Genomic DNA, 25,423 nt, shown 5'->3' on the forward strand with positions numbered 1-25,423 from the left:
TTTAACTTTATTCTTTTTGCACCTTTATATCAACTATGATATATGAATTTTGACCATCGTCAATAAAATCTTTAATTTTTATAGCTCCTTTTCTTCCATCTTGCATCTCAAATAAAACAATTCTTGGAGTCATTACATTATCAAATGCTTGTAATCCTCCAGGGGTTTCTTCTATAATAAGAGCGCTGAGTAATGCATCATTTTGCATTGCATCAAATTGGGCTGAGGTTAAAGAAGCTGTACAATTACATAATTCCTGAGAATTAATAAACTTAGTTGTTTTAGGGTTTTGTAATGTTTCAAAGACAACGGCATCTGTACTTATTTTGTCTGGACTCACAAATCGGTTACGATCAAAAGTATTATCTAAACCAAAAAATACCAAGTCAACATTTTGCCCTAAATCGGGTTGCCCCGTAATTTCTTCTTTATTATATACAGTACGCTGATCTATACTATAAAAACTACCCACCGTATTTCTAGAATGCGCTGTATTAATTCCTAATCTAATATCGTTTAATACTCTTAAATTTGTATTGGTAAAGAATTCAAATTGTTTTGTAATGGTCTTTGTTTCTTTCCCATTTGTGGCGGTAAGTGTAACTGTTTTCATACCTGTTTCAGAAAATACAACTCCTGGATTTTGCTCTGTTGATACTCTTGGAGTACCCCCTTCAAAATCCCATTCATAAGATGTTGCACTAATAGAATTATTCTGAAATTGAATTCGAACAGGAATCTGGAAATCATTATCTACAAAAGCTACTTCGCTATCAAAGGCAGTAACTAAAAAAGGATCTACTGTAATTGATTTTTCGAGATCGTATGTTTCACGCCCGTTACCTATCTCTAATCGTATTTTATGTTCTCCAGGTTCTGAAAAAACAACAGTACCAGGATTTTGTTCTGTTGAAGAAGCTGGTGCTCCTCCTTCAAACGTCCAGCTATAGGTATCTGCTCCCGTAGAATTATTTTGAAAAGTAAAACTTGCAGGAGAAAACGTATCAACCAAATTTGTAATTTCAAAATCAACAATAACCGGATCATCTATTTGTATTTCCAGAACCTTGGTATCAATCGATCCGTCTTGATTACTAGCTGTTAGTTCTATAGTATATACTCCTTTTTCATTATATTGAATTACTCCTGGGTTTCTATCCACTGATCTTGAAGGTACTCCTCCTTCAAAACTCCATTCGTAATCCTCTCCTCCTTCAGTTCTATTAAAAAAAACTACTTGAACCGGTATTGAAAAATCATCATTAAATACTTCGAACTCGAAATCTGCAAAAACCGGAACGGCTTCTTCTTTGGCACAGTTCAATAGGCAAAGCATTGATATGATAAATATAATTTTCTTCATTTAGGGCTATTTCCTTGCAATCTTATATTCAACTTCTTAAATCACATATTCATAGATTTCTCCATAAACACTTTTATTCAAACACTAATTTCAGCGTTTGCGATGATCCATTTGGTGTTTCTAATAGTATTAAATATACTCCTGATGACATCGACATAGAATAATCTAATAAAAAATCTATACTATTATTTTCTGTCCTTTCGTTCATTATTTTTCCTGTCATAAGGTCTATTATTTTTATGGTAACATTAGACGCTTCTGCTAAGGTAATTTTCGCTTTGAACGAACCTTCATTAGGATTTGGGTACACTATAAATTCTTCAATAAACTCTCCTTTAATTGCATTAATCCCAGGAGTTTCTATAGCCGGTTGCACCAATACTGTTTTAGTAAAATCCTCATAACAATCCATTTGATAGGATCTTAAATTAATATCATATGCACCCTCTTCTGCAAATCGTAAAATTAATTCTTCATTCGTTTGCGAAACAACATCAATCCCTTCTGGTATTGTCCATTCTACACGTTCTCCCATAGGCTCACTTACATTGACCAAAATAACATCTTCTCCAGTATACGCCTGAGTAGTGATCAAAAAGTCGGAATCAATAAGGGTATCAAAAACTTCTACGACAATATCACCAACCCCTATACACCCTAATCCACTGGTAATAGTTGCTGTATATCTTCCGGGTTTATTAAGTTCTACTGCACTCTGAGAGCTTGTAAAACCATTATCTGATGACCAAGAGTATGTAGCAGCTGCATCATCAATAGCGATATCAAGGCTTAAAATTTGATCAGCACAAAGTGATCTTTTTTCTTCCATATCAACAATAATAGGGTCTGGATCTGTAAGAGTCATTTCATCAAAGGCCTTACATCCTTTACCATCGATTATTTCTAAAACATATGTACCTTGTGTTAAGCCTGATATTTTATTAGAACTTCCTCCGGTACTCCATTTATATGTGTAGGGTTGTACTCCTCCGGTAATATTTACTTCTATTTCTCCGTCATTACCTTCAAAGCATGTTGGAGATTTTACTACTATCGGATCTATTACTAATCCATTCGGTTGTTCTATTGTAACACTACCTTCCAACTGACATCCTTTCGCATCCTCTACATATAATATATATGTCCCGGCAAAAAGGTTTTCGATGATTGCCGTATCTCTGTCTCCGTTACTCCATCTGTAGGTATATGGTTTTGTACCTCCTTTAACAAAAGCAGTTGCCATTGCGTCATTACCTTCTGCGCAACTAATTACAGTTTTTGTAAAAGAAACTTCTAGTTTGTCGGGTTGCGGTAAATATTTAAGACTGTCGATTGCCTGTACTAATTCGTACTCTTGTCCATTTGCAGTACTTATTGGAGTGTAAGTTCCTAGAATTATACCATTTTTATCTTCAAGATTAAGAGCAAAGGTACCTTCGCTTAAGTTTCTTACGATACTATCGTTTACATTAACATCAACCCATACTCCACCTACATCTTTTTTCCAAATATAACAATATGGCATAAAATTGGCTCGGCATTCATCGGTTTGGGCTGTAGTCTTATCAAATCTAACCCCACCAGTAACATAAGCAATTAGTGCTCCATCTTGAAATTGATCCGGTTCGCCGAATGGATCATTAGAGTCTACTCCGTTATTGTATTCATTTTCTCTATTACAAGAAACTTCGTTAAGAATCTCGATATTCACCTTTAAAGGATCTGGTTGATCCAGAAAGTAAGGATCACTTTCTTCAATACATCCCTGTTTATTTATTGCAATACCATGATTTGCATCTCTTGCTGTGATCTTGTATGTACCAGTACCAATACTGTGCAAAGTAACCGTATAGTCACCATCTGCATTAAACGATTCGATTGTGGTATTTACAGGAGCATTGTTTTCATCTACCCACTGATAATCATAACTATTATCGGCTTTTGCTGTACCCCCTTTAATAACTGCTATTATACGACCATCTTCAAAGCCAAAAGCTCTTGGTTCATTTACTAAATCTACAGCGATAGTAAGTGGCTCAACAGGTTCTTTTACTTCTACAGTTTTTATAGTTATAGGGCCTAATAATGGGTTACCATCAACATCGGTTCCATTAATATCCCTAGCTTCACACTCATTTTTATCGCGAATTTGTATATTATAAATACCTGCAAAAATGCCTGTGGTTGCATTTAATTCTGTGATCGTGTGCGTAGTATTATTAGAAAAAGGGCGCCATTCTACCCCAGCATCGTTCCATGCCTGATCTTGACGTTTGATTAAGTATTCATAATACTCATTACCTATTTCTTGAGTACCTCCTTTAGCTACTAGGGTAATTGTACCATCATCTCCTCCATGACACCAAACATCAGTTACACCTGCCTGGACATCATTATCAAACTCGACAGGATCTGGTCTCACAATAACGAAATCCTCTTCGTGGCTATCCGCTTCAGTGTAGTAAAGGTGATCCGTACCATCTAGTGAAATATACTCTCCTATAATTTTTAATGTAAAAAAAGAAGTACTACCCGGTAGACCTGTAATGGTATGTTTTAAACGATTACCGGGCTCATCAGGAGATCCATTAAAAACATTTATATTATCATCATTAGTAACATTCGCATTTTTATCAGGATCAAAAACTTCAAAACCAAATAAATCTCTGGCGCTATCCAATTCTCTATCAAAAGTAACCACAATCAGTCCATCACCTTTACCTGTATTAGGGTCAATAGAATTATAGCAGCTAACATCTTTTGTTTCTATAGAAACAATATGTGGAGCTGATTTTCTTACTCGATAATCAATTATATTTGATGCATTCTGATCACAAGATTGTATTCTAAAATAGATCTTCTCTCCAATAATATCTTCACCCAGAAAGTCCTTTAAGACCACTGTAGCATCCTGTGCATTGGTAACATCCAATTCGAACCAATCATATGTTGGTACTGTACAATATTCAAAAACAAGAGGAACGATAGAAACTATACCACAAATTATTTCTTGAGTCCCAGTCTGAAAACCGTATTGCCAATTATATACGATTGGGTTAAAACCTGGAGAAGCTGTGATGTTGATTGGGTCCTCAAAACCAGCTAAATCAGAAACCGTAGTTCTATCTACTACCGGAACAGGAATTACTTCATAATCGAACTCTATATCCTGGTTTACGTCACTACTATTATTGTGATAATGATCAAACCTCCCAGTAGCACAAGGATTCATGGCTATAGTATTCCTTAAAGGAGGATTTGTTTCTACTCTACGACCTTTACGACAACTTGTACTAACCCCTTGATCTCTGGCATCATTAGCAAATAAATACAACTCTAATCGTTCTATAATGCCTGGTACAGTATAATCTCTATCAGCATCTGTTCCCTCTTCAAAATTTCCCATATTATACCTAATAAGCAAATGTTCTCCTCCATCAGTTGTAAAAGCAGTTAGAGTAACAATCTCATCACACCTTCTATCCTCGAAACGAGAGCTATAGCTATAATTTCTAACCTTTACAATCGATTCTTGCGCATAAGAAGTTGCAAAAAAGAGCAGGCAACTAATTATCATTATAATTTTTTTCATATCTAAAAAATTACTTCTTTTGTTTCCACTTTTGAATGATTTCCATTCTTTGTAATAGCTTTCAAACTATATACATATGTATTTCCGGGAGAAATAGAGCTATCTACTATTCGGTTAATAGTATTAGGCATTTGTTTAAACAAAACCGGCTTACCCTCCTTTTTTGATTTATAAATTATAATTTCTATGACTTCCTTTGGCATTTTTCGCCAGGAAATCGAAATATTTTTATTCACCCTATCTGCCACTAATGAAAATCCTTTGATTAGTTCTGCATCGGTAGATTTTTGACTTGTTATCGTAATTGGTGTGGATGGTGCTGACTGAAGTCCACTATCATCTTCTGCGAAAATTGCATACCTATATTTTGTTGCAGCTTCTACACTACTATCTGTATAACTCGTTACGGTATCTGTAACAAAAATTGACTGCCAACCTTGCTCAGACATTTTAACATTCTGTCTATATAATTTATGAGAGACAACATCATCACTTGTACTATTAATCCACTCTATAAAAACTCCTTTTCGTTGTACTTTATATTCTTTAAAAACAGGAGATGAGGGAGGTACAACATCAGGCTTTTTCAAAGCTAATTTTTCTGAATAATCAGACATATTAAAGCGTTTATCTACAGCAACAACCTGATAAAAAACTTTGCTGTTTAGGGATTTGACCTGTATCGTATCTTGAAATGTATTTTCTCCAACCGGAGAAATAGTTATCTGGGATAACTCTTCCTTTTCCAGATTTCCTCTGAACACTCGATATCCTAAAAAATCCTTTTCTGTATTTGCGGTCCAATTCAGTTTAACAACCCCCAAAGAATCCACTATACCAACTACACCAACTGGTGCTGCTGGTGGTATTGAATCAATAGTTTGTACAAAAGCCGTTAATGAAGTAGTTTTTTGGTTGTTTTTTCCTAATGCGGTAACTCTAAAATAATTAGAAGGTTCGGGTTCGCTATAGGTTGTATTACGTGAACTTTTTGAAATACCCGTTTTTACAGTTTTGTATGGCCCTTTTTCTTGTGCCGCCCAATCTAATTCGAATCCAGTAATTTCATTTTCTGTTTCTTTCGGGAAATCCCATTGAATGTTAACTCCGCCAGAAGCATCGAATGTGTGTCTCGAAATGTGGGGTACAGCGGATAGCTTTTTAATCCCTTGTCCAGATACAACTTCTGATGGAGGGCTTATCTCTCCAAACGGTGAAATACCTTTAACTCGATAATAATACGTTTTATTATTTTGTGATAAGGTATCTACATAAAACATTCTTTTAGCAGGACTACCAGGTCTATCATTTAAATTAACTAAAGGAGTATCTCCTAATCGTTGAAAATCATTACCGTTTTCTGACCTTTCTAGATAATATGATGTAAATATGCCCTTAAACATTTCATACTCCCAGGTTAGTAAAATATTTTTATCATTTGGCACTGCATAAAGATCTAACGGTACGGGTAACGGCTCAGGGTCCTTTACTTTAACAGAAACCGAACCTGGCTCTATCTTTAGCAAATCCACAGGGACCAAAGTTTCTACACTATATAAATACTCCTCGCCAGAAACAATATTAGTATCTTCAAATCCCAGGCCTCCCATTTTGGCTGCTTCAAAGTTCATGTCTGCAGCATATAGTCCAAACGAAAAACGTTGTTCTATTTCTCTAGATTTATTAATAATCTGTGCTAACCCACCTTCCATTTGCTCTACCTGAAAACCTTCTCCATATAATGCTTGTGCAAGAATAGCTGCATAATCATTAGTATTAACCGCTTCTTCCCATTGCGCAACAGGATATGGCAAAAGAGGTACAGATGTCAACGTTGTTTTAACCGGAGGAGATAATAATTGCCCATCTCTTGAAACAGTATACCGGTCTATTTTGTATCCATGTTTATTAGCTTTCAACCATGCCGAAGAAGTACTTACTGCCCATCTTAATAATACTTTTCCCTTTTGAACTCTAGCGACAACCCTTACTTCATTCTTAATCTCATCATCACTGCTCTGTCCAAATACTTGAAAGTGCATACTACAAAAACATAATACCCCAAGGCATATGGATAAGGTTCTTGTATTTATTTTCCCAATCATTCTCAACATAACCAATTTTTACACTACTTAAAAAAAGCTTAAACTAAAAGTATCTTTAAAACGACTTCTTATTTATTACATTCTAAACTTTAGATTATTCTTATACTTATAATTGGCTGACGACCCTTTGATCCCTCCAGGCAATATATACTGTAGTTTAATATTATATTTACCATATAACATAAACTTATAATCTTGATTTATTATATCAATTTCTGGAGATCCACTAGGAAGCAATCCTTTTGCATAATCATTTAAAACTCTATCTCTAATATCAATATAATCCTGATAATAGATATCAGGTAAATTATATCTGTAAGGGAATCGTGTAGCTCTCCAATTTAAATCTACATTATATTCTACGCTAGTAAGATAATTACTTAAGATAGGTAACGCTTTCTTAGGCACATAACCAAATTCTGAAACGTCTCTTGTAACGGCATATTTGCTACCTTGTCTATACTTTTGATAAATAACAGGATTTATATCTTTAGTAAAATAAGAATCTTGTAAATCTGATTCTACGACCACTAAAGCTTTGTTCTCTGAATACTTATTTCCTTTTAACTCGACAATATCAAAACCTTCATTGAAGCTTATTTTGGATGTAAGGTAAATAACTTCTGAGTGTACCTTACTCCAGTTGTCTTCTGTTATTTTAATATCTTTTATTTTATCCGAAAATGTTTTATACTCACTAGATTTAAATTCATAAGAAAGTCTGTCAATTTCTCCAGCTTTTAAAACATTTTGTGCTACATTTTTAGCAATTTCAACCGTATTATCATCATCATAACTTGTCGTTTCTGTAGTGGTACCACCCGATGTTGCATTGTTTGAACCCGATTTTGGAGAACTTACAACAGACATTACGTATTTAGTATCCTTGCTTACTTTTGGAAACTTATAACTTACTTTATTATCGGCGTTATTATATCCAAAATTCGTTTCTTTCACGTCACCAGTTTCATCAATATATTTTACAGAACTTTTCCATAATTTATTATCAAAAAGATAATCTTGTCCTCTGTTGAGCTGAATATACCCATGACTATATTCTTCTGGATAAAATAGTTGTTGATCAACTACCGGATAAGAATATTGGATATTACTTAAAGGTATATGGCTTGGTGCTGTTCCGGTTGTAAAATTGCGTTCTTCAACCTCTATAGCCTTTTGCCCATCTTCTAAAATCGTTTTGAATCCACCATCAACTTTTTCTTGGAAACTAACTTCTACAAAAGCTTTTAATTTTGCATTTGGCGGAAGAATATCCTCAGAAATAAAAGTAACACGATCATTCATTTGTCCCCATTCTAATGTTCCGGCTATTTCTTTCCCTGACTCATCGGTCACCGTAAACTTTTCAAGTATTATCTTATAAACATTATCTCCATCATCTTCAGGAATAACGATAGGTTGGTTCACTTTCATAGCAAAAGCTGCTTGTGGAGCTGCAAAAACATCGATGTCCGTATCACCGTCTTTTGGTGTTAGATCGGTAATCATTTTTATCCCTCCTAACGGAGAAGCATTATCTATTTCACATTCTTTTCCAATAGTAACTTTAAACCTAAAACTTCCCTTAATCATTCCTCCTAATAAACTATAGTGTCCTCCTGCATATCCTCTAAACCAAAATGGATTAGGTCCTTTTCCTTGCATTAATATTGCTGCCCCACCTCTTATAATCGGAATTTTCTTTTTTATAAAGAAAAGCTTAATATTTATACCTAATTCTCCTTGCAGATATGCATATGATTGACCATTAGCATACCATCCGTTAATTCCAACTTCATCACCTGTATTCACACATCTGGCATCTCCATAATCTTTTAACATGATATCAAATCCAACTCCTGCCTGGAAACGAGCATATAGTATTAAGAATCGTAGATCTCCGGTATCAATACTAAAATCGGCACCAAAGGCAAAACCTCTACCTTCACCTAAAGCATTTTCATCACGCATATAGTCTAATTCTGCAACATCAACACCTAATATTTCTGCAACTATTGCTGGTGGTGGAGGGCTTCCTGGGATACGGTCTCCCATCATAAAATAACCACCAGTTTCTAAAGAAATTGGCCCTACTCCCATTTTAAGTCCAAGTCGGTCTGTGGGTGTTCCCATATGCACATACCACTCTTCTTTTGAAATATGTACAACTCCCCATCCTGCACGACCTTTTGAGGCTCTACCTTGTACTATACCTCCAGCTACATTTACATAAAGGTCGAAAGTAGCATGGAAAGAGTCATTGACAAAATCAAACTCCATACCCATTTTTGCACTGATTGCTGCTTCTCCGACGATCTCAGGCTCATATTCTAAATCTGCTTTATCCAGAAAAGTTTTACCCGCTTTGCTGTCCATAACACCATTTATCAATTCGCTATCGACCATACCGCTAAGTTTATCCGTAAGCTTTGCTACTGGATTAGCAAAATCGAATGCTTTCATAACCTGGGCTTCTCCAAAAAGTCCTAATCTATTAACGCCACCGCTACTATTAAACTCAATCTCAAATCCAGCTCCAACAGCTATAGCACTTTCATCTCCAATAGCAGCAAATACCATAGCCTTAACTCCTAATCCAGAATCTACATTAGGAACATAAGAGAGTCCTGAGGGAGAAAAATCAGGTCCAGCATTTGGCCTTCTGGTCATTTTATAAAATGCTCCTCCTGCAAATCCAGATATTTGTAATGGTCCAACATTTATCTTTAACCCTCTAACTGCTGCATCTACATACCAATATCTATATTCTTTTCTTCCAAAAATCGCTTTACATGTTATGGGACCAAAACTACCAAAGGTACCTTCAATTTCTGCGGCAAAACCATCTCCGTACTCGGGATCATCATCCATCAACTCCAAACCTCCTTTAAGTTGAATTGCACCCATATTGGCTTCGATATTAATCCTGGACAAATCCAAACGATCATATTTCCACCGTTGTTTATAATTAACCTCTTCAAACTTCCCAAAGATTCCTAAACGGGCATCAGCTGCAAAACCTTTGCTTTCTTTACCCATAAGATTGATCATAAGATCAAACTCAATACCTGCCTCATACTCATTAGAGCTAAAGGCTATATTAGCGATTGAAACCGGAAAATTGGCTATTTTAACCTCATCTTTATACCCAAAATAATCTACTGATATTACTGGAGATGTGGTTTGAAGCACTAAATTTTGAAATTCTATTCCTTTAAATTGAACGGTCTCTTTTTTCGCATTATCGCCTTCACCTGTTGTATAAGTTTGTCCCTCGTTGGCCAACGATTCTTTCTGACTGGCAGAAATAGCCATGCGACCATTTAATATAGCTTTAGGTCTAAAATTACCTTCAATTACCATTAGCTCTACTGCAGAATTTGGTAATAGCTCTGCTTTTGCTTTAAACACATCAAAGCTCAAGGTATCCAAAGTCGAAACTACAAGTCCGTATTCGTCTTCAGAAATGATGCCCTTGTATCCTAACCCCATCCTACCATCTTCACCTTCTGCTGTTGTTCCGTTTTTATCTCCTTTATCCGATATCGGAAGTAAAACTTGTCCTTCAAACCTTGCTCCAACTAATTTATTTGATGCTAGTTCGATTCCTATTTTATCCACAGAATATGCCCAAGACTTTTTTTCTGAAGTTCTTCCTGATTTGAGTGGAATTAAATTTTCTGCAGAAAAGTATCCAGAAACTCCATAGCTATCAATTAAAAGATTGGCCGCCTCAAAAGAAACTCGCTTCTTTGTAGGAATACTCTCTTCCGTTTTAAATTCTTGTGGTAAACCTACTTCTAGAGATTGTACATATACCCCTCGCCAGGCTTCCGGGCTTGGCAACAATAATCCATTATCATGATAATGTTGTGGAAAATTTACATTTTCGGTTCTTAAATCACTAAAATCAAAAACAGCTTGATTTACAGAAAACATAAACTTATCTGGTTGACTAGCCAATACAAAAGGAGAAAGTCCTATTTCGACAATAAGGTCATTCCAATCTGAGGCTATCGCTTTAAAAGTTCCAGATACTCTATTGGGTATTTGAATTGTTTCTTTAAGAGCCCCTTTGTATTCTCGGGTTTCTGGCAAAAGCTTACCTGTTTCATCAACTGGTAGTACCATACCACGAGAAAATTGTACTTCGCCTTCAATTCCCATTTCCTTTACCCCATCACAATTGATAGTAACAAATGTTTTATTTTGCGTATCTCCTGTTTTATAATCAAAACCTCCTTTAAGAATCAATAACCAATTACCCCCATTGAAAGGAATAAACATATCACCAAGCAATACAAGGCTTGTATCACCCATAAGCCCACCTTGATGCGAAAGTTTAACATTATTTGCTCCGAAAAAAAGCTCTATTGGTAATCCGTCCTCTTTGGATTGAGGAAGTATAACTTTTACAAAGGCCGTTAATTCTGTATATTCTTTAGTGAATTTTGCTCTCGTAATACCCAGTTGATATTCTACTTCTCCTAACCTGTGTTTAACACCAACAGGCAGAGATTGCATATCTTCTGTACCGAATGAAGAAATCCAACTATCGGCACTATCAATTTTTTTAAACCCTTCTTCAGCTTCTTTTTTAGAATCTGCAATAATAGCAGAAGCTGGAAACTCTCTTTTTAAATTATCAAAAGTGAAATCTGGAGATGAATCAATGTTAATTGATTTTTGAATTGGGAATTTTTTATCCAGCTCTGGAAAATGAACAAACTGAGATGTGTTTATTTTATTTTCTTCAACCGGATTAGTATTTCTTACAGATAAAGAATCCTTTTCTCCAGCGATAAGGAAAAAAGAATTTAAACTCAAACACCACAAAAGTAGGAGTAACTTTATTTTCATAAAACTATGTTAAGATTCAGGTATGCAATACTACGAAAAAAAAACAATGTTAACAACTGAAAATCAATAAACATAGCCCATTACGAGAATGCACTTATACCTGAGAATTGCGAAGAAAAAACAAGTCAAAAATCAAATTTTAGAGATTGTTTTAGACACTTAATTCCAAATAAAAGAAGGTTTTGCCTTATACAAGTAAGAAAAAAGCCATTCTGCAAAAGCAGAATGGCCTATAAAAATACGGAGAAAAATCTTACATTTTAGCAGATAAATCTGCCAATTGCTGAGATTTTATTTGCATATATTTACTCAACTTTTCAATTTCTTCTCCTGGAAGTTTTGACATTAGTTGATTATATTGTTTTGTAAGCGCATTACTTTCATCGCTTAGTTTAAAAAAAGCCTCTGTGTTTTGTGAAGTTACTGCTTTTCTATAGTTTGATACATATCTTTCATAATTTTTGATATAACTCTTAGCATCAGCATTTTTCGTTGAATATGAAGTTCCAGGAATACGTATAGATTTATCTACTACTTTTTTCTTTTTAGGTTTTTTCTTTTTCTTAACTGGTTTTTTTTCTACTACAACTTCTTCAACGGCAACTTCAGTGGAGTCTTGAACTACCTCAACAGAATCTACCTTATCCGATTTTGGGTCTTTTTTACAAGAAGTTATAGAAAGTACTAACAAACAAAGAACAGTGATCAAAAAGGTCTTTTTCATAATTTCAATTTTGACAAAGGGGTTTATAGTGATATTTACTAGCTATTAATTTAAGAAAAATTTATTGTAATACTGCCTTTAACTCTTCAAAATTCATCTCCTTCTGCATTCCGGATTGCATATCTTTGACAGTGAATGTTTCATTATTCATTTCCGTTGTACCGGCTAATATCACAAATGGTATTCCCTTCTTATTAGCATAACTCATTTGCTTTTTCATCTTAGCATTATCAGGATAAAGCTCTGTCAAAATTCCTTCACTTCTAAACAAATTTATCGTCTTTAAACAATAAAGAGCTTCAGCATCACCAAAATTTATAAAAAGCGCCTTTGTAACTGGTGCAACCGTATCCGGGAAAAGATTTAATTCTTCTAAAACCAAATAAATCCTATCTAATCCAAAAGATATCCCCACCCCGCTTACATCCTTTAGTCCAAAAATTCCAGTAAGATCATCGTATCGGCCACCACCTCCAATAGAACCCATCTTTACAGTATCAGGAGCTGCTACTTCAAAAATGGCGCCTGTATAATAATTCAACCCGCGAGCCAAGGTAACATCAAGATCAAGGTTTGCAGTTTGCAAAGGAATGTTTTCTATCGCATTAATTATAAACTGCAACTCTTCTACACCTTGCAATCCTTCTTCTGAAGAAGTTAATAAACTTTTTAATTCGTCTAACTTTTCTTGAGTAGTACCTGTAAAACCAAAGAGTGGCTTTACCTTTTCTATAGCCGATTCAGAAATCCCTTTTTCAAGCATTTCTTTCTTTACACCTTCTTCCCCTATCTTATCTAACTTATCGAGAGCAACTGTAAAATCAATTAACTTATCTTTAGCTCCAATAACTTCAGCAATACCTGATAGTATTTTCCTATTATTCATTTTGATTGTAACCCCTGAAAGATTGAGCTTTGTAAAAACTTTATCATACAAGTGGATAAAATCAACTTCTTGCCATAGCGATTTACTTCCAACTACATCTGCATCACATTGATAAAACTCCCTAAACCGTCCTTTTTGGGGCCTATCTGCACGCCATACTGGTTGTATTTGATATCTCTTGAACGGGAAATCAATTTCATTTTGATGCTGAACAACATATCGAGCAAAAGGTACCGTGAGATCATACCTAAGAGCTTTCTCACTTATCTTAGAAGTCATTTTGGTACTATTCTTACTTGCGTATAAAGCATCATCAACTTTCCTTAAGTAATCACCACTATTTAATATCTTAAAAATTAATCGATCTCCTTCTTCTCCATATTTACCCATCAAAGTATCACTATTCTCAAAACTAGGAGTTTCTATAGGCTGAAAACCAAACAGTTGAAATTGTTTCTTTATCGTATCAATAATAAAGTTTCTTTTTGCCACTTCTATAGGCGAAAAGTCTCGAGTTCCTTTTGGGATTGATGGTTTTTGTGCCATTTTTATCAGTTTATAGTTTAAGGTTTATGGTTTCCAGGTTATAGCACATCAAAAACTTTGAATTGTACACTTGAAACTCTAAACCAAATAAGGCTGCAAATATCTAAAAAAGTACAAAGACCGTAAATACAAAATGTAAAAATCTGGTATCTGGAGAATATTTACCTAAATTCGATAGTTTTCATGCAAAAAAAACAGAAATATTATCCCTGTCTTATAAAATTATATTTAGATTATAAAACGATTAAGAAATCTAATTCTAAGAATTGCCTTGCATTAATTTTTCAAAATAATGAAATAACTCTCCCTTGGTTATGTTTGCTCCTTGTTGAATTAATTTAAATTTATCAAGGTTTCTGTCGTTACTATACTCTTTGGATGCATTATAAAATACTACATCGTCATTTAATAAGTTATCTCTTAACCAAGCATACCCTTCTTTAGTAGTTAAATCTACAGCATCATTATTAACCTTCACGGCTATTAAATACATTTGATCCTCCTCTAATTCAAATAAATGAATCTGATCTTTTGAGAAATGCTCAAGATACTTCGCACTAGCAAGAACCTTCTCCCACACCAAATCACTAAAGACATCTAGCTCTTCTTCAGCAACATTAGGTTTGTTAACCTTTATATCGCTCCACTCTTCGGCAGTAATTGATTGTGTTGCCAAAAAGTTAATAAACTCAACATGCAACTCTTCTAATTGTTCTTTGCTTAATCTTTGATACTTCATTCTAAAAAAATTGAGTGCAAAAATAATTATAAAAAGATGATTACATGCGATTTTGAAGTACTTATTATGTATTCTTTCATGCATTTTAATTTTAGAAATCTATTACAAAAAAACCACCTGCATCTAACGGGTGGTTTTCTACTATTTACAAAGATTCTCTTTTCGTTAAAATATGTACCGCAATCCAATTTGTGCCTGCCATCTGGAATCTAAACTAAAATCATTACCAAACGTTTTTGTCTGCGATGTATCAAAAGTATAAACTGGTGTTCCCGTACCATCTACACTAACTCCAATAGGCTGATCATTAACCGGAACTTCTATAACACCCCAATCAGAACTTATTAAATTACCAAAATTTAAAATGTCTAAACTTAATTGAATTGTATTTGTTCTATCTCCTATTTGGAAATCATAATCTTGTAGTAGTTTTACATCCCAACGACCTCGCCAAGGACTTAAAATAGCATATTTCTCTGCATAACTCCCTCTGCGCTCTCTCAAATACTCATCTTGCTGAATATAAGCTTCAAAAGCTACTCTTTGTGTTTGCTGCTCTGTAAAATCCCCACTAAAATTATAGGATGCCAAATCTTCTTGAGTAGGAATATAAATCAAATCATTTAAAGGAGAACCGTCTCCATTTATATCTCCAGAATATGTATACGAGAACCTTCCGCCTTGCGCATATTCATAAAAAGCTCCTATAGATGTTCTCCACTGTTTGTTTTTACCGTAACTAAAAGCTTTGTTTATTTGCCCAACAATCCTATGTTTATCGCCATATCTAGCTCTTGTTTCAACAGCTTGATTTACATTACCCAAAGCAGGATTTCTATCAAATGCATCACTAGAAATCTCTGCATCTAATGAACTAGCATCTTTAGCTTCTAAGAAATTATATGCCACACTTGCAAATAGTCCGTTACTGAAGTTTTTCTGCAGTTTAAATGACCAGTTGAATGAATACCCTACATTAGTATTCGTAAACACATATGCATTAGTAGGATCTCCAAACTCATTAAGAGCTCTATCAGATGCTAAATATACCGGTCTATCATCTATCCCATTGAGCGTACCACTGGGAGTTCCTAACCCAAAATTTCTAACCATTTGTGCATTAATATCCTCTGTATAAATCAAATCAGTTGTTGCTACGATTCCATTTTTAAACTTATAATCAATTCCTAAACTATTTCTCCAAACCTGAGGGAACTGAAAATCTGGCGCTGTAGTTGTGTAGAAGAAGAAATTAGGGTTAGCCACCTGATTTCCGATCCATACAAAAGGAAGACGTCCCGTAAAAATACCTGTCCCTCCTCGTATTTGAAAAGTTTTATCTCCTTTTACATCATAATTAAATCCAAATCTAGGCGATATCAATACTTTTCTGGTTGGCAAATCCAAGCTATTTAACTGAGTAGGAGATCCATTTTCATCAAAATATGTAATTCCCGGTTGATAATTCCCATCAGGAAAAGTACCTCCTGCGGCTCTTATTATATTTTCAGCAATTTTATCTTCGGTATCAAAATACAAGGGTTGATCTATCCGCAAGCCATAGGTAATTGTTAGCTTATCATTTACTTTCCATTTATCTTGAGCATATAATGCAAATTGCCCTACATTGGTTTCAGCCAACGCCCATCTATCAGCCAAATTATTTGCCAAAAATACGTTTTCAGCGTTATCAAGTGCCGCTGCAATTGTTCCATTATTAATAGCTTCTTCAAAACTTGTTCCTGGTGATGCGGGGTTTATTCTTACACTTTGAAACGCATCAAAAAAAGTACTAACAGGACCTAAACCTAAGTCTTCATCACCACCAAAATCAAATACCCCTAAATTGAACGAGTTATCAAACTCGAATCGCTCAAAAGTACCCCCAAAAGTAAGGGTATGATCTCCTGTTACAATAGTTAGATTATTGGTCACCTGAAATACTTTTTGCTCTAAGCGATTATTAATTGAAAAAGGCTCATGACCTGCCACAATATATCGTACTCCACCTTGCTGAATATTAATTGGAGGAGCAGGTGCAGAAAAAGGGTCTCTACTGTCATCAAAAAATGTATATCCGGCCTGAAATTTATTAGTAATATTACTTTTAAAGTTGGAATTTAATTCTACTAAGAAAGAATTAATTTTATTATTTATAGTATATCCAGAATTTCTAAATTGTAATGTAGTCAAATCGGGTCCCCGACGCCCAATAGCTTCAGGGTTAGCAGGAAGATCTCTTGATGCATCAAGAAAATTATAAATCAATGCTAAACGATGCTTATCACTTATATTCCAATCTAATTTCAAAATTCCTTTTGTAGATTCTGTATCATGAGTATACCCCTCATAAGGCCCTGTTTCATACCCTAAAGCACCTAACTGCTGAGATACAAAATCTAAATCTTCAGCCGACACCCTAGAGACATTTGCCCCTGTTAGACCAGGTCTTGCAGCCAAAAAATTAGATCCTAAATCTTCACGATCGTCACGTTCGAAGTTACCAAAGACAAACAATTTATTTTTTATTATTGGCCCTCCAACACTTATACCATATTGGGCTTGCGTTAAATCTGGAACTATAATATCATCATCCCCAACTTTATCACCTGTCATATCCTGATTACGATAAAACCCATATACTGTACCTTTCCATTGATTGGTACCACTCTTAGTAACCGCATTTACAGATGCGCCCGTAAATCCAGCTTGTGTAACATCATAAGGAGCAGTAGACACCTGTATTTGATCAATAGCATCTAATGAAATTGGCTGAGCATTTGTCTGACCTCCTGGTGTAGCAGCATCTAACCCAAATGGGTTATTAAAAATTGATCCATCTAAACTAAAATTATTAAACTGATCATTTCTACCTCCAAAAGAACCATTGCTCGATGCTGTTGGTTCTAATCGATAAAAATCTGCCGCAGAACGAGTAATTGTAGGTAATGTTTTTAATTCTCGATTACCGATACTTGTTTCAGCTCCAGTTCTCTCACTACTAAATGTTGTGCTTTTACTTGATGTTATAACGACTTCTTCAAGTTGATTGTCGTCTTCAATCATAATCACATCCAAGTTGAAAGTCTGACCTAATTGAAGAGAAATATCATCTATCAGCTGTTTTTTAAACCCAACGTAACTAACTGTTATTCTATAAGGACCACCCACTCTAAGGTTAATGAGATCAAATCGTCCATCAAAGTTAGTCACACCTCCATATGATGTTCCCGTAGGCTGATGAACAGCTGTAACATTAGCCCCAGGAAGCAATTGGTTATTGTTATCGTATATCACTCCTGAAATATTAGAAGTTGTCACTTGTGCATTAGCAGCTAGCCCTACTAACACTAAAAACAGTAAGATATTTTTTTTCATATACTAAAAACTTTGTGTGAATTACATATAAATTTAAAACAAAAAAATCGCTCGAATGAGCGATTTTTTCTATTCTTATACACTGGTTATTAACCAGAGTTAGTATATATTACTTTGCTTGTGCAACAATTTCGAAAGAAATCGGAGCAATCACTTCTCTGTGTAATCGAACTGAAGCTTCGTACTGACCTAAACGTTTTATCGTTCCTCCTGGTACAGTAATAAATTTCTTTTCAATCTCTACACCTTCTTTAGCGAAAGCCTCTGCAACATCTGCATTAGAAACAGAACCAAATAATTTATCACCTGTTCCAACTTTTGCAGAAATTTTGATTTCGAATCCTTCAAGTTTCTTTGCAACTTTTTGAGCATCTTCAATCTCTTTCTTTTCTTTAAAAGCACGTTGTTTTAAAGTTTCAGAAAGCACTTTTTTTGCAGAAGGAGTTGCCAGTACAGCAAACCCCTGAGGGATTAAATAGTTACGTCCATAACCATTTTTAACTTCTACTACATCGTCTGCGAATCCTAGATTCTCAACGTCTCTCTTTAATATAAGTTCCATAATGTGTTATGACTAGTTTTATTTTAGTAAATCACCTACATAAGGCATTAAAGCTAAGTGTCTTGCTCTTTTAACAGCTACACTAACTTTTCTTTGATATTTTAACGAAGTTCCTGTAAGACGACGCGGTAACAATTTACCTTGTTCATTTACAAATGCCATTAAAAAGTCTGGATCTTTATAATCGATATATTTAATACCAGATTTTTTGAAACGACAGTACTTCTTATTTTTTGTAGTATCTATATTAAGAGGAGTAAGATATCTGATCTCTCCGTCTTTTTTTCCTTTAGCTTGTTGTTCTATAGATGACATAATTAAGCTTTTTGTTTGTTTCTATTTCTTCTTTTCTCTGCCCAAGCAATCGCATGCTTGTCAAGACGTACGGTAAGATAACGCATTACTCGCTCATCTCTTCTAAACTCTACCTCTAGTGCGTTGATAGCATCACCTGGCACCTGGTATTCAAATAAGTGATAAAAACCACTTTTCTTGTGTTGGATTGCATAAGCAAGCTTCTTAAGCCCCCAATCCTCTTTTGATATCATCTTGGCACCGTTAGAAACAAGAATGTCTTCGTATTTCTTAACTGTTTCCTTTATCTGTTCTTCAGATAAAACGGGATTCAAGATGAAAACAGTTTCGTATTGATTCATAAAAATCTAATTTAAATTAAAATTGGCTGCAAAAGTAAGATTATTTTTTGGATTTTCAAACATAAAAATCATCTCGATGAAACACTACTTTTATCGATAAAAAGCTAAAATTGTTTGTGAGAATAAGATATATTCATTAATATTGTATTTGGAATATATAACCTATGCAAGTGGAACAATCTCAATTAAAATGTGCGGTAGTAGATGATTCTCGCCTCCAAAGACTAGCTATAGTTAAGCTAATTGATGAACATCCTTCACTAGAATTAGTGGCAGAATGGAATAATGCTATTGAAACTAAAAATGGTTTATTAGATACTCCGGTAGATTTATTATTTCTGGATATTGAAATGCCAATACTTACTGGTTTTGACCTTTTAGATGATTTAGAGAACAAACCTCATATTATTTTTGTTACTGGTAAAACGAAATATGCCTTTAAAGCTTTTGATTATGATGCAGTAGATTATTTAAGAAAACCTCTTAAAAAAGATCGATTTAATGCTGCCGTTGAAAAGGCATTAAGTATGTCGCGCTTAGGTTCGGAAAGTACCAATGTTGAAGATGATGATTATATTTTTGTAAAAAGCAACCTTAAAAAACGTAAAATATTTCTTAATCAGCTGAAATATGTTGAAGCTCTAGGAGATTATGTAAAGCTAATTATGGAAGAAGGTGATCCAATAGTAGTTTTAGCAACTATGAAATCTTTTGAAGCACAGTTACCAAGCGATCGTTTTCTAAGAATTCATAAATCATATATTGTTAACTTAGATAAGGTTGAAAGATACAATAGTCGTAATATAGAAATTGCGGATGAAAAAATACCGCTAAGTAGACACAAGAAGCATTCATTAATTGAAGCTTTGAACAATTAGACAAATCAGAACTTATATACAATCCCGCTTTTGGCGGGATTTTTAATTTTTAGTAATTATCTACATTTATTATTATTCGAACTCCGGAGAATTCTTTAATGCTCGAAAAAGTAAGCTGCATCTTTTTAATAACTCCTTTAGTTTTTGCTAACGATTGACCTTGAGGAATTTTTATTAATATATTTTTATGATACTGATTCCTTATTCTTGAAATAGGAGGAAATTCTGGACCAAGCACATTTTCATTAAAAACATTTCTTAAGGATTTTGCAAACCAATTTATTGCATTATTCACTTTGTTATAATCTTTATGCTTCCCGGTTATTTTAATTAATCTATAAAATGGAGGGTATTTGTATTGATGTCTTTCTTCTATTTGATCTTTATACATACCTGTATAATCATGAACAGAAACTTGCTGCAAAATCTGATGAAAAGGATTATAGGTCTGAATTAAAACTCTTCCTCTTTTTTTTGTTCTCCCTGCTCTACCTGCCACTTGTTGCATCAGTTGAAAACTTCGTTCATGCGCCCTGAAATCAGGAAAATTAAGCAGGTTGTCTGCATTCATCACTCCCACCAAACTTACATTTCTAAAATCTAATCCTTTAGATAACATCTGGGTACCTACTAAAATATCTATCTCTCCTTGTTCGAACCTATTAATTATCTTTTCGTAACCATACTTACCTCTTGTGGTATCCTGATCCATTCTACCAACAACATACTCCGGAAAAAGAGCTATCAATTCTTTCTCAATTTGTTCGGTTCCAAAACCTTTTGTAGACAGCTCAGTACTACTACAGGCCATACATTGTTGCAACATAGCCATATGATATCCACAATAATGACATCTTAATTGATTTTTATGACTATGAAATGTAAGGCTTACATCACAATTTGGGCATTGAGGAGAATGCCCACAGGTATTACACTCAACTACTGGAGAATACCCTCTTCTATTTTGAAAAAGTATAACCTGCTCTCCTTCTTTTATTGCATCATTAATTCCCTCTAAAAGCGTATCACTAAAATGCCCTGTCATTTGCTTCTTACGATATTTCGTCTTTATATCGACCAAATTAATTTCGGGCATTAGTACATTTCCATAACGCCTATTAAGTGTTACCAACCCATATTTTCCTTCTTTTGCATTATAATATGTCTCGACTGCCGGTGTTGCGGATCCTAACACAATCTTTGCCTCAAACATTTTTGCTAATACGATAGCAGTATCTCTTGCATGATATCTAGGTGCCGGATCATACTGTTTAAACGAACTTTCATGTTCTTCATCTACTATAATTAATCCCAAATCAACAAAAGGAAGAAATATTGCTGATCTTGCACCAATAACTACTTGCGCCTTAGATTTTCCTTCTTTCACATTATTCCATGCTTCAACCCTTTCATTTACAGAATACTTAGAATGATATACCGTTAATTTCTCTCCAAAATACTCTTGCAGTCTACTAATAAGTTGAGTAGTTAGTGCGATCTCTGGCAACAAATACAAAACCTGTCTTCCTGTTACAAGAACTTCTTCAATAAGTTTAACGTACACTTCTGTTTTTCCTGAAGAAGTAACGCCGTGTAATAGGCATACTCTTTTTTGTTGGAAGCTTCGATTTATTTCATCAAAGGCTTTTAGCTGATACTCATTAAGTGTTTTGAAGTTATCCTGGATTTCGCCTTGAAATTGTACTCGATCAATTTGTAAATGATATTCATCTAAAATTTCTTTATCAATCAATGTTTTAATAACTGCAGAAGTGCTATTGGACTGTTTGATCAATTCTGAAACTTTAATAGGTTTGGTAGCTTTTGCTTGTAACGTAAACAACTGCATTAACACTTCTCTCTGCTTAGGAGCTCTTGTCATAGAATCCAATAGTGGTCGCAAAGCCGCTTCTTTTGAATAATTTGGATGCAACTTTACATATCGTACCATCTTAGGTTTATACTGCTCATAAATCTCTTCTTGCACAGTAATAATGTCTTTTTCTATCAGTCTCTTTATTACCGGAAGCACATTCTTTTTACTTACAATATTAATCACTTCTTGTATACGAAGTAGACTCTGATACTGAAGTGCTTCATAGATTAAAAACTCATCATCTTTTAAAAGAGATTCATCAATAGAAATTTTATCGTTTCTAAGAATAATAGTCTCACTTTCTAATAGAAATGCGCTTGGAAGAGCTGCTCTCATAACTTCTCCTTTGGTACACATATAATATTTAGAAATCCAAGTCCAAAGCTCTAACTGCTCTTTGGTTACAATTGGAGATTCATCTAAAATATGCTCTATCTCTTTAGCCTCATATACCTGTGGTGGATCACGATGGATCTTAGTCACTAAAGCTGCATATATTTTACTTTTCCCAAATTGTACAGCTACACGCATTCCTGGCTTTAGAAATATGGCTTCATTCTCTGTAATTGAATACGTGAACTCTTTATCAAGAGGTATCGGAAGAATTACATCTATAAAATATGACATTACCAATTACAGAATAGTAGAAAAGTTATCTTAATGAAACAAAAATACAAGTTTAACCTGGATTAAACAGCTAGTATATGTTGCAATTATCAGAATAAAAAAAGTCCGATATAAAATTTATATCGGACTTCACTATATATTTATTGTGTATTACTTGCTTAATCCTAACATTCCGCCTTTTATAATTTGGCAAGCAGGTTCATTTCCTAGCCAAATTTTGAATAATGCATATTTAAAATCACGGCCTTCTATAAACCCAAGTTCTTTGCCATTTTTATAGGTTTTAATCCCTTTACCCTTAAGATAAACAAGGTCATAAAAGTCATTGATCTGCATTGGCGAATCAAAAAGCTTCAAAAAATCTTCGATTCTTGCATCTAAACTTTGAGTATTTCCAAACATAGCATCATCAAACCCTTTTCTAAACACTTTGATCATTCTTTCGTTAGTCACCTTTTTAGAAGCTATATTTAATCGAATAGCCATAGTCTCATCAGAATCTAAGACCTTTTTATCATCATTATATTTAGCTTTAGTGTATAATGTTCCCGAATACGTTTTAAAAGAGAGTACCTTACGCATAGCACCACCATTAAAAACCAATTCTTCTCCATCAAAATTGACTTTTTCGGGCACAACAACATCTCCTATTCGTATTTGGGATATTGATATGTTAGAAATAAATAGTATAGCAATCAGGGTAATTATTCTTTTCATGGTTTAGTTTTTTATAGATTACCCTGGGTTAGTGTTCAAAAACTAAAAAACCTAACACTAAAGAAATGTTAAACTTTTAACCATTGTTGAGTTCTGTATAGAAAAGCGATATACCCTCTTACATTAAGTACATTTGGGTTTTCTTCATCAATCCAGATTTTACATCGATACACCTTTCCATTTTCTGGATCTAAGATAGTACCATCTTCATATTCATCCCCATCTTTTTCTAAACCTTTAAGTATTACCATACCTTCTATAGGTTTATTATGATCACTTCCTTTACATTCTTCACAAAGGTTTCCTCTTTCTGATTCATCTAAAATACGAGCAATCTTTCCGTAAAGCTTATCTCCTTTTTTATAGATTTCGACAATGGATCTTTCTTTACCGGTAGTATCATCTATAGTTTTCCATTTACCAACTATATCCTGCGCATTTGTAACTGCAGAGATGAATACTAAAAAAAGAAATACTTTAAAAAAATTCATGGTATTATTATGATTTACTGTTAATAGGTTCAATATATAAAATAAAAACAAAAAAGCTATCTTTTAGATTAAGATAGCTTTTATATGTTAAGTAAGGTTTCCTACTGTAATCCAAGCATACCTTTCTTTATTCCTTCGCTTGCAGGCTCGTCTCCTAACCAGATTTTAAATAAAGCGTATTTAAAATCACGACCTTCTATTACACCAAGTTCTTTTCCGTTTTTAAAGGCTTTCACTCCTTTATCTTTAACATAAACAATATCAAAAATATCATTCTTTACTATAGGTTCTGAAAAGAATCTTATAAACTTATTTATTCTCTCATCAAGAGCTTTTGTGTTGCCGAAAGTGGCTTTATTAAAACCATCTCTAACGGCCTTAATCATTTTCTTTTGTGTCACAAAACCAGAAACTATATTAAGTTTTATAGCCATAGTTTCATCTGCATCCAATATCGCCTTTGGATCTTTACTTTTGTTCTGTAAATAAAGTCCTCCTGCATACAGATCAATCCATAACATTTCTCGCATCCCAGCACCATTTAATTTTAAATCGGTGTCTGCAAAATTTTCTTCATAAGGTAAAATAGCCTTACCGACCCTAATTTGAGCAGTAGCAGCAGAAATCGAAATTAATGCTACTAATACTAAAGTAATTTTTTTGATCATATGATATAATTTATGCGGGGTAATTAATAACTAATTTTAAAAATCGCGTAAATATAGTTTATTTTACTATGCCGACATAACAAAAATACATTAAACAGGACGAAAAAGTGTATTTTATCGTTAAAATCATGCTTTTCATCCCGTTTTTAAGTGTTATCATTGATTAAGATCCTAACATCTTTTTCTTTAGATTCTTATCTGCAGGCTTATTTCCTAACCAAATTTTAAAGAGTGCTTTTTTGAAATCTAATCCTTTTACAAATCCTTTCTCTTTACCGTCTTTATAAATTACACTTCCTTTTCCTTTTTCATAAACGATATCATAAATCTGATTCACTTCGATTTCATCCTTAATAAAGCCAATAAACTTTTCTATTCTATCGTTTAAAGGTCCTACATTTCCATTTGTAGCTTTCTGAAATCCATCTCTTAAAGCACCTGCCATTTTATTTCTAGACATCATACCTGATAATATATGCAACTTAATCGCCATCGTCTCATCTGCATCTGCAATAGCCGTTGCATTACTACTTTTTTGTTTTAGATATAAACCACCTGCATAGATGTCAAAAAAGAATTTCTCTCTAATACCTGCTCCATTAATAGTTAAATCTTCACCATTAAAAGCTACTTTATTAGGTAATGTGGCATCTCCAACTTTGGTTTGTGCTTGAAAAGTAGTTACAGACATTAAGATAAAAAATAATATGCTAAGTTTTTTCATTTTTAAATAATAATTTAAGTGTTTGTATTAG

At 34.0% G+C, this 25,423-nt stretch carries 17 protein-coding genes; 1 reads left to right on the forward strand and 16 read right to left on the reverse strand.

From position 1 onward, the window contains the following. Positions 1–7: 7 nt before the first annotated feature. The 11 genes from JJQ60_RS07000 to rpsF form a co-directional block, all read right to left on the reverse strand. Entirely contained in the window at positions 8–1,363 is a 1,356-nt protein-coding gene (locus JJQ60_RS07000; protein ID WP_201918069.1) for a PKD domain-containing protein, read from the reverse strand. A 73-nt stretch (positions 1,364–1,436) separates the two neighbouring features. After that, on the reverse strand, positions 1,437–4,955 hold the full coding sequence (locus JJQ60_RS07005) for a T9SS type A sorting domain-containing protein (RefSeq protein ID WP_201918071.1): 3,519 nt from the start codon (positions 4,953–4,955) through the stop codon (positions 1,437–1,439). Between the two features lie 2 nt (positions 4,956–4,957). Beyond that, entirely contained in the window at positions 4,958–6,997 is a 2,040-nt protein-coding gene (locus JJQ60_RS07010) for a fibronectin type III domain-containing protein (RefSeq protein ID WP_201918073.1), read from the reverse strand. A gap of 138 nt (positions 6,998–7,135) precedes the next feature. Then, positions 7,136–11,920: a hypothetical protein gene (locus JJQ60_RS07015; RefSeq protein ID WP_201918075.1), complete on the reverse strand. Its 4,785-nt coding sequence runs from the start codon at positions 11,918–11,920 to the stop codon at positions 7,136–7,138. A gap of 253 nt (positions 11,921–12,173) precedes the next feature. Then, positions 12,174–12,644: a hypothetical protein gene (locus JJQ60_RS07020; RefSeq protein WP_201918077.1), complete on the reverse strand. Its 471-nt coding sequence runs from the start codon at positions 12,642–12,644 to the stop codon at positions 12,174–12,176. A gap of 61 nt (positions 12,645–12,705) precedes the next feature. After that, a complete protein-coding gene (gene hisS, locus JJQ60_RS07025; RefSeq protein ID WP_201918079.1) occupies positions 12,706–14,076 on the reverse strand; it encodes a histidine--tRNA ligase in 1,371 nt (456 codons plus the stop codon). A gap of 259 nt (positions 14,077–14,335) precedes the next feature. After that, complete coding sequence (locus JJQ60_RS07030; RefSeq protein ID WP_201918082.1) at positions 14,336–14,815, reverse strand: DUF6495 family protein; 480 nt, start codon at positions 14,813–14,815, stop codon at positions 14,336–14,338. Between the two features lie 165 nt (positions 14,816–14,980). Beyond that, positions 14,981–18,193: a TonB-dependent receptor gene (locus JJQ60_RS07035; RefSeq protein WP_201918084.1), complete on the reverse strand. Its 3,213-nt coding sequence runs from the start codon at positions 18,191–18,193 to the stop codon at positions 14,981–14,983. Positions 18,194–18,302: 109 nt separating this feature from the next. Beyond that, complete coding sequence (rplI, locus tag JJQ60_RS07040; RefSeq protein WP_201918086.1) at positions 18,303–18,755, reverse strand: 50S ribosomal protein L9; 453 nt, start codon at positions 18,753–18,755, stop codon at positions 18,303–18,305. Positions 18,756–18,773: 18 nt separating this feature from the next. Next, entirely contained in the window at positions 18,774–19,073 is a 300-nt protein-coding gene (gene rpsR, locus JJQ60_RS07045) for a 30S ribosomal protein S18 (protein ID WP_201918229.1), read from the reverse strand. Then, positions 19,073–19,411: a 30S ribosomal protein S6 gene (gene rpsF, locus JJQ60_RS07050; RefSeq protein ID WP_201918088.1), complete on the reverse strand. Its 339-nt coding sequence runs from the start codon at positions 19,409–19,411 to the stop codon at positions 19,073–19,075. The genes rpsR and rpsF overlap by 1 nt, the downstream gene beginning before the upstream one ends. Positions 19,412–19,575: 164 nt before the next feature. Here rpsF and JJQ60_RS07055 point away from each other — a divergent pair, with 164 nt between their 5' ends. Beyond that, positions 19,576–20,289, forward strand: coding sequence for a LytR/AlgR family response regulator transcription factor (locus JJQ60_RS07055; protein ID WP_201918090.1), 714 nt, complete (start codon positions 19,576–19,578; stop codon positions 20,287–20,289). A gap of 49 nt (positions 20,290–20,338) precedes the next feature. On the opposite strand, the gene priA is transcribed toward JJQ60_RS07055, so the two are convergent. The 5 genes from priA to JJQ60_RS07080 form a co-directional block, all read right to left on the reverse strand. Then, positions 20,339–22,792 carry a replication restart helicase PriA gene (priA, locus tag JJQ60_RS07060; RefSeq protein WP_201918092.1) on the reverse strand — a complete coding sequence of 818 codons (2,454 nt, stop codon included), beginning with the start codon at positions 22,790–22,792 and terminating at the stop codon, positions 20,339–20,341. A gap of 150 nt (positions 22,793–22,942) precedes the next feature. Next, positions 22,943–23,509 carry a chalcone isomerase family protein gene (locus JJQ60_RS07065; protein ID WP_201918094.1) on the reverse strand — a complete coding sequence of 189 codons (567 nt, stop codon included), beginning with the start codon at positions 23,507–23,509 and terminating at the stop codon, positions 22,943–22,945. 68 nt (positions 23,510–23,577) lie between these two features. Further along, positions 23,578–24,000: a DUF2147 domain-containing protein gene (locus JJQ60_RS07070; protein WP_201918096.1), complete on the reverse strand. Its 423-nt coding sequence runs from the start codon at positions 23,998–24,000 to the stop codon at positions 23,578–23,580. A gap of 101 nt (positions 24,001–24,101) precedes the next feature. Then, positions 24,102–24,668 carry a chalcone isomerase family protein gene (locus JJQ60_RS07075; RefSeq protein WP_236669059.1) on the reverse strand — a complete coding sequence of 189 codons (567 nt, stop codon included), beginning with the start codon at positions 24,666–24,668 and terminating at the stop codon, positions 24,102–24,104. A gap of 163 nt (positions 24,669–24,831) precedes the next feature. Beyond that, positions 24,832–25,392 carry a chalcone isomerase family protein gene (locus tag JJQ60_RS07080; RefSeq protein ID WP_201918098.1) on the reverse strand — a complete coding sequence of 187 codons (561 nt, stop codon included), beginning with the start codon at positions 25,390–25,392 and terminating at the stop codon, positions 24,832–24,834. Positions 25,393–25,423 lie beyond the last annotated feature (31 nt).

Source organism: Aquimarina mytili (genome assembly GCF_016735115.1).
In the GTDB taxonomy this organism is placed as follows: domain Bacteria; phylum Bacteroidota; class Bacteroidia; order Flavobacteriales; family Flavobacteriaceae; genus Aquimarina; species Aquimarina mytili.

Excerpts from the sequence above, each read along its gene's own strand:
- JJQ60_RS07035 (WP_201918084.1), bottom strand. The coding sequence starts at position 18,193 with ATGAAAAAAAATATCTTACTGTTTTTAGTGTTAGTAGGGCTAGCTGCT.
- rpsF (WP_201918088.1), bottom strand. The coding sequence starts at position 19,411 with ATGAATCAATACGAAACTGTTTTCATCTTGAATCCCGTTTTATCTGAA.
- priA (WP_201918092.1), bottom strand. The coding sequence starts at position 22,792 with ATGTCATATTTTATAGATGTAATTCTTCCGATACCTCTTGATAAAGAG.
- JJQ60_RS07005 (WP_201918071.1), bottom strand. The coding sequence starts at position 4,955 with ATGAAAAAAATTATAATGATAATTAGTTGCCTGCTCTTTTTTGCAACT.
- JJQ60_RS07010 (WP_201918073.1), bottom strand. The coding sequence starts at position 6,997 with ATGCACTTTCAAGTATTTGGACAGAGCAGTGATGATGAGATTAAGAAT.
- JJQ60_RS07000 (WP_201918069.1), bottom strand. The coding sequence starts at position 1,363 with ATGAAGAAAATTATATTTATCATATCAATGCTTTGCCTATTGAACTGT.
- hisS (WP_201918079.1), bottom strand. The coding sequence starts at position 14,076 with ATGGCACAAAAACCATCAATCCCAAAAGGAACTCGAGACTTTTCGCCT.
- JJQ60_RS07030 (WP_201918082.1), bottom strand. The coding sequence starts at position 14,815 with ATGAAGTATCAAAGATTAAGCAAAGAACAATTAGAAGAGTTGCATGTT.
- JJQ60_RS07070 (WP_201918096.1), bottom strand. The coding sequence starts at position 24,000 with ATGAATTTTTTTAAAGTATTTCTTTTTTTAGTATTCATCTCTGCAGTT.
- JJQ60_RS07080 (WP_201918098.1), bottom strand. The coding sequence starts at position 25,392 with ATGAAAAAACTTAGCATATTATTTTTTATCTTAATGTCTGTAACTACT.
- rplI (WP_201918086.1), bottom strand. The coding sequence starts at position 18,755 with ATGGAACTTATATTAAAGAGAGACGTTGAGAATCTAGGATTCGCAGAC.
- JJQ60_RS07055 (WP_201918090.1), top strand. The coding sequence starts at position 19,576 with ATGCAAGTGGAACAATCTCAATTAAAATGTGCGGTAGTAGATGATTCT.
- JJQ60_RS07065 (WP_201918094.1), bottom strand. The coding sequence starts at position 23,509 with ATGAAAAGAATAATTACCCTGATTGCTATACTATTTATTTCTAACATA.
- JJQ60_RS07020 (WP_201918077.1), bottom strand. The coding sequence starts at position 12,644 with ATGAAAAAGACCTTTTTGATCACTGTTCTTTGTTTGTTAGTACTTTCT.
- JJQ60_RS07075 (WP_236669059.1), bottom strand. The coding sequence starts at position 24,668 with ATGATCAAAAAAATTACTTTAGTATTAGTAGCATTAATTTCGATTTCT.
- JJQ60_RS07015 (WP_201918075.1), bottom strand. The coding sequence starts at position 11,920 with ATGAAAATAAAGTTACTCCTACTTTTGTGGTGTTTGAGTTTAAATTCT.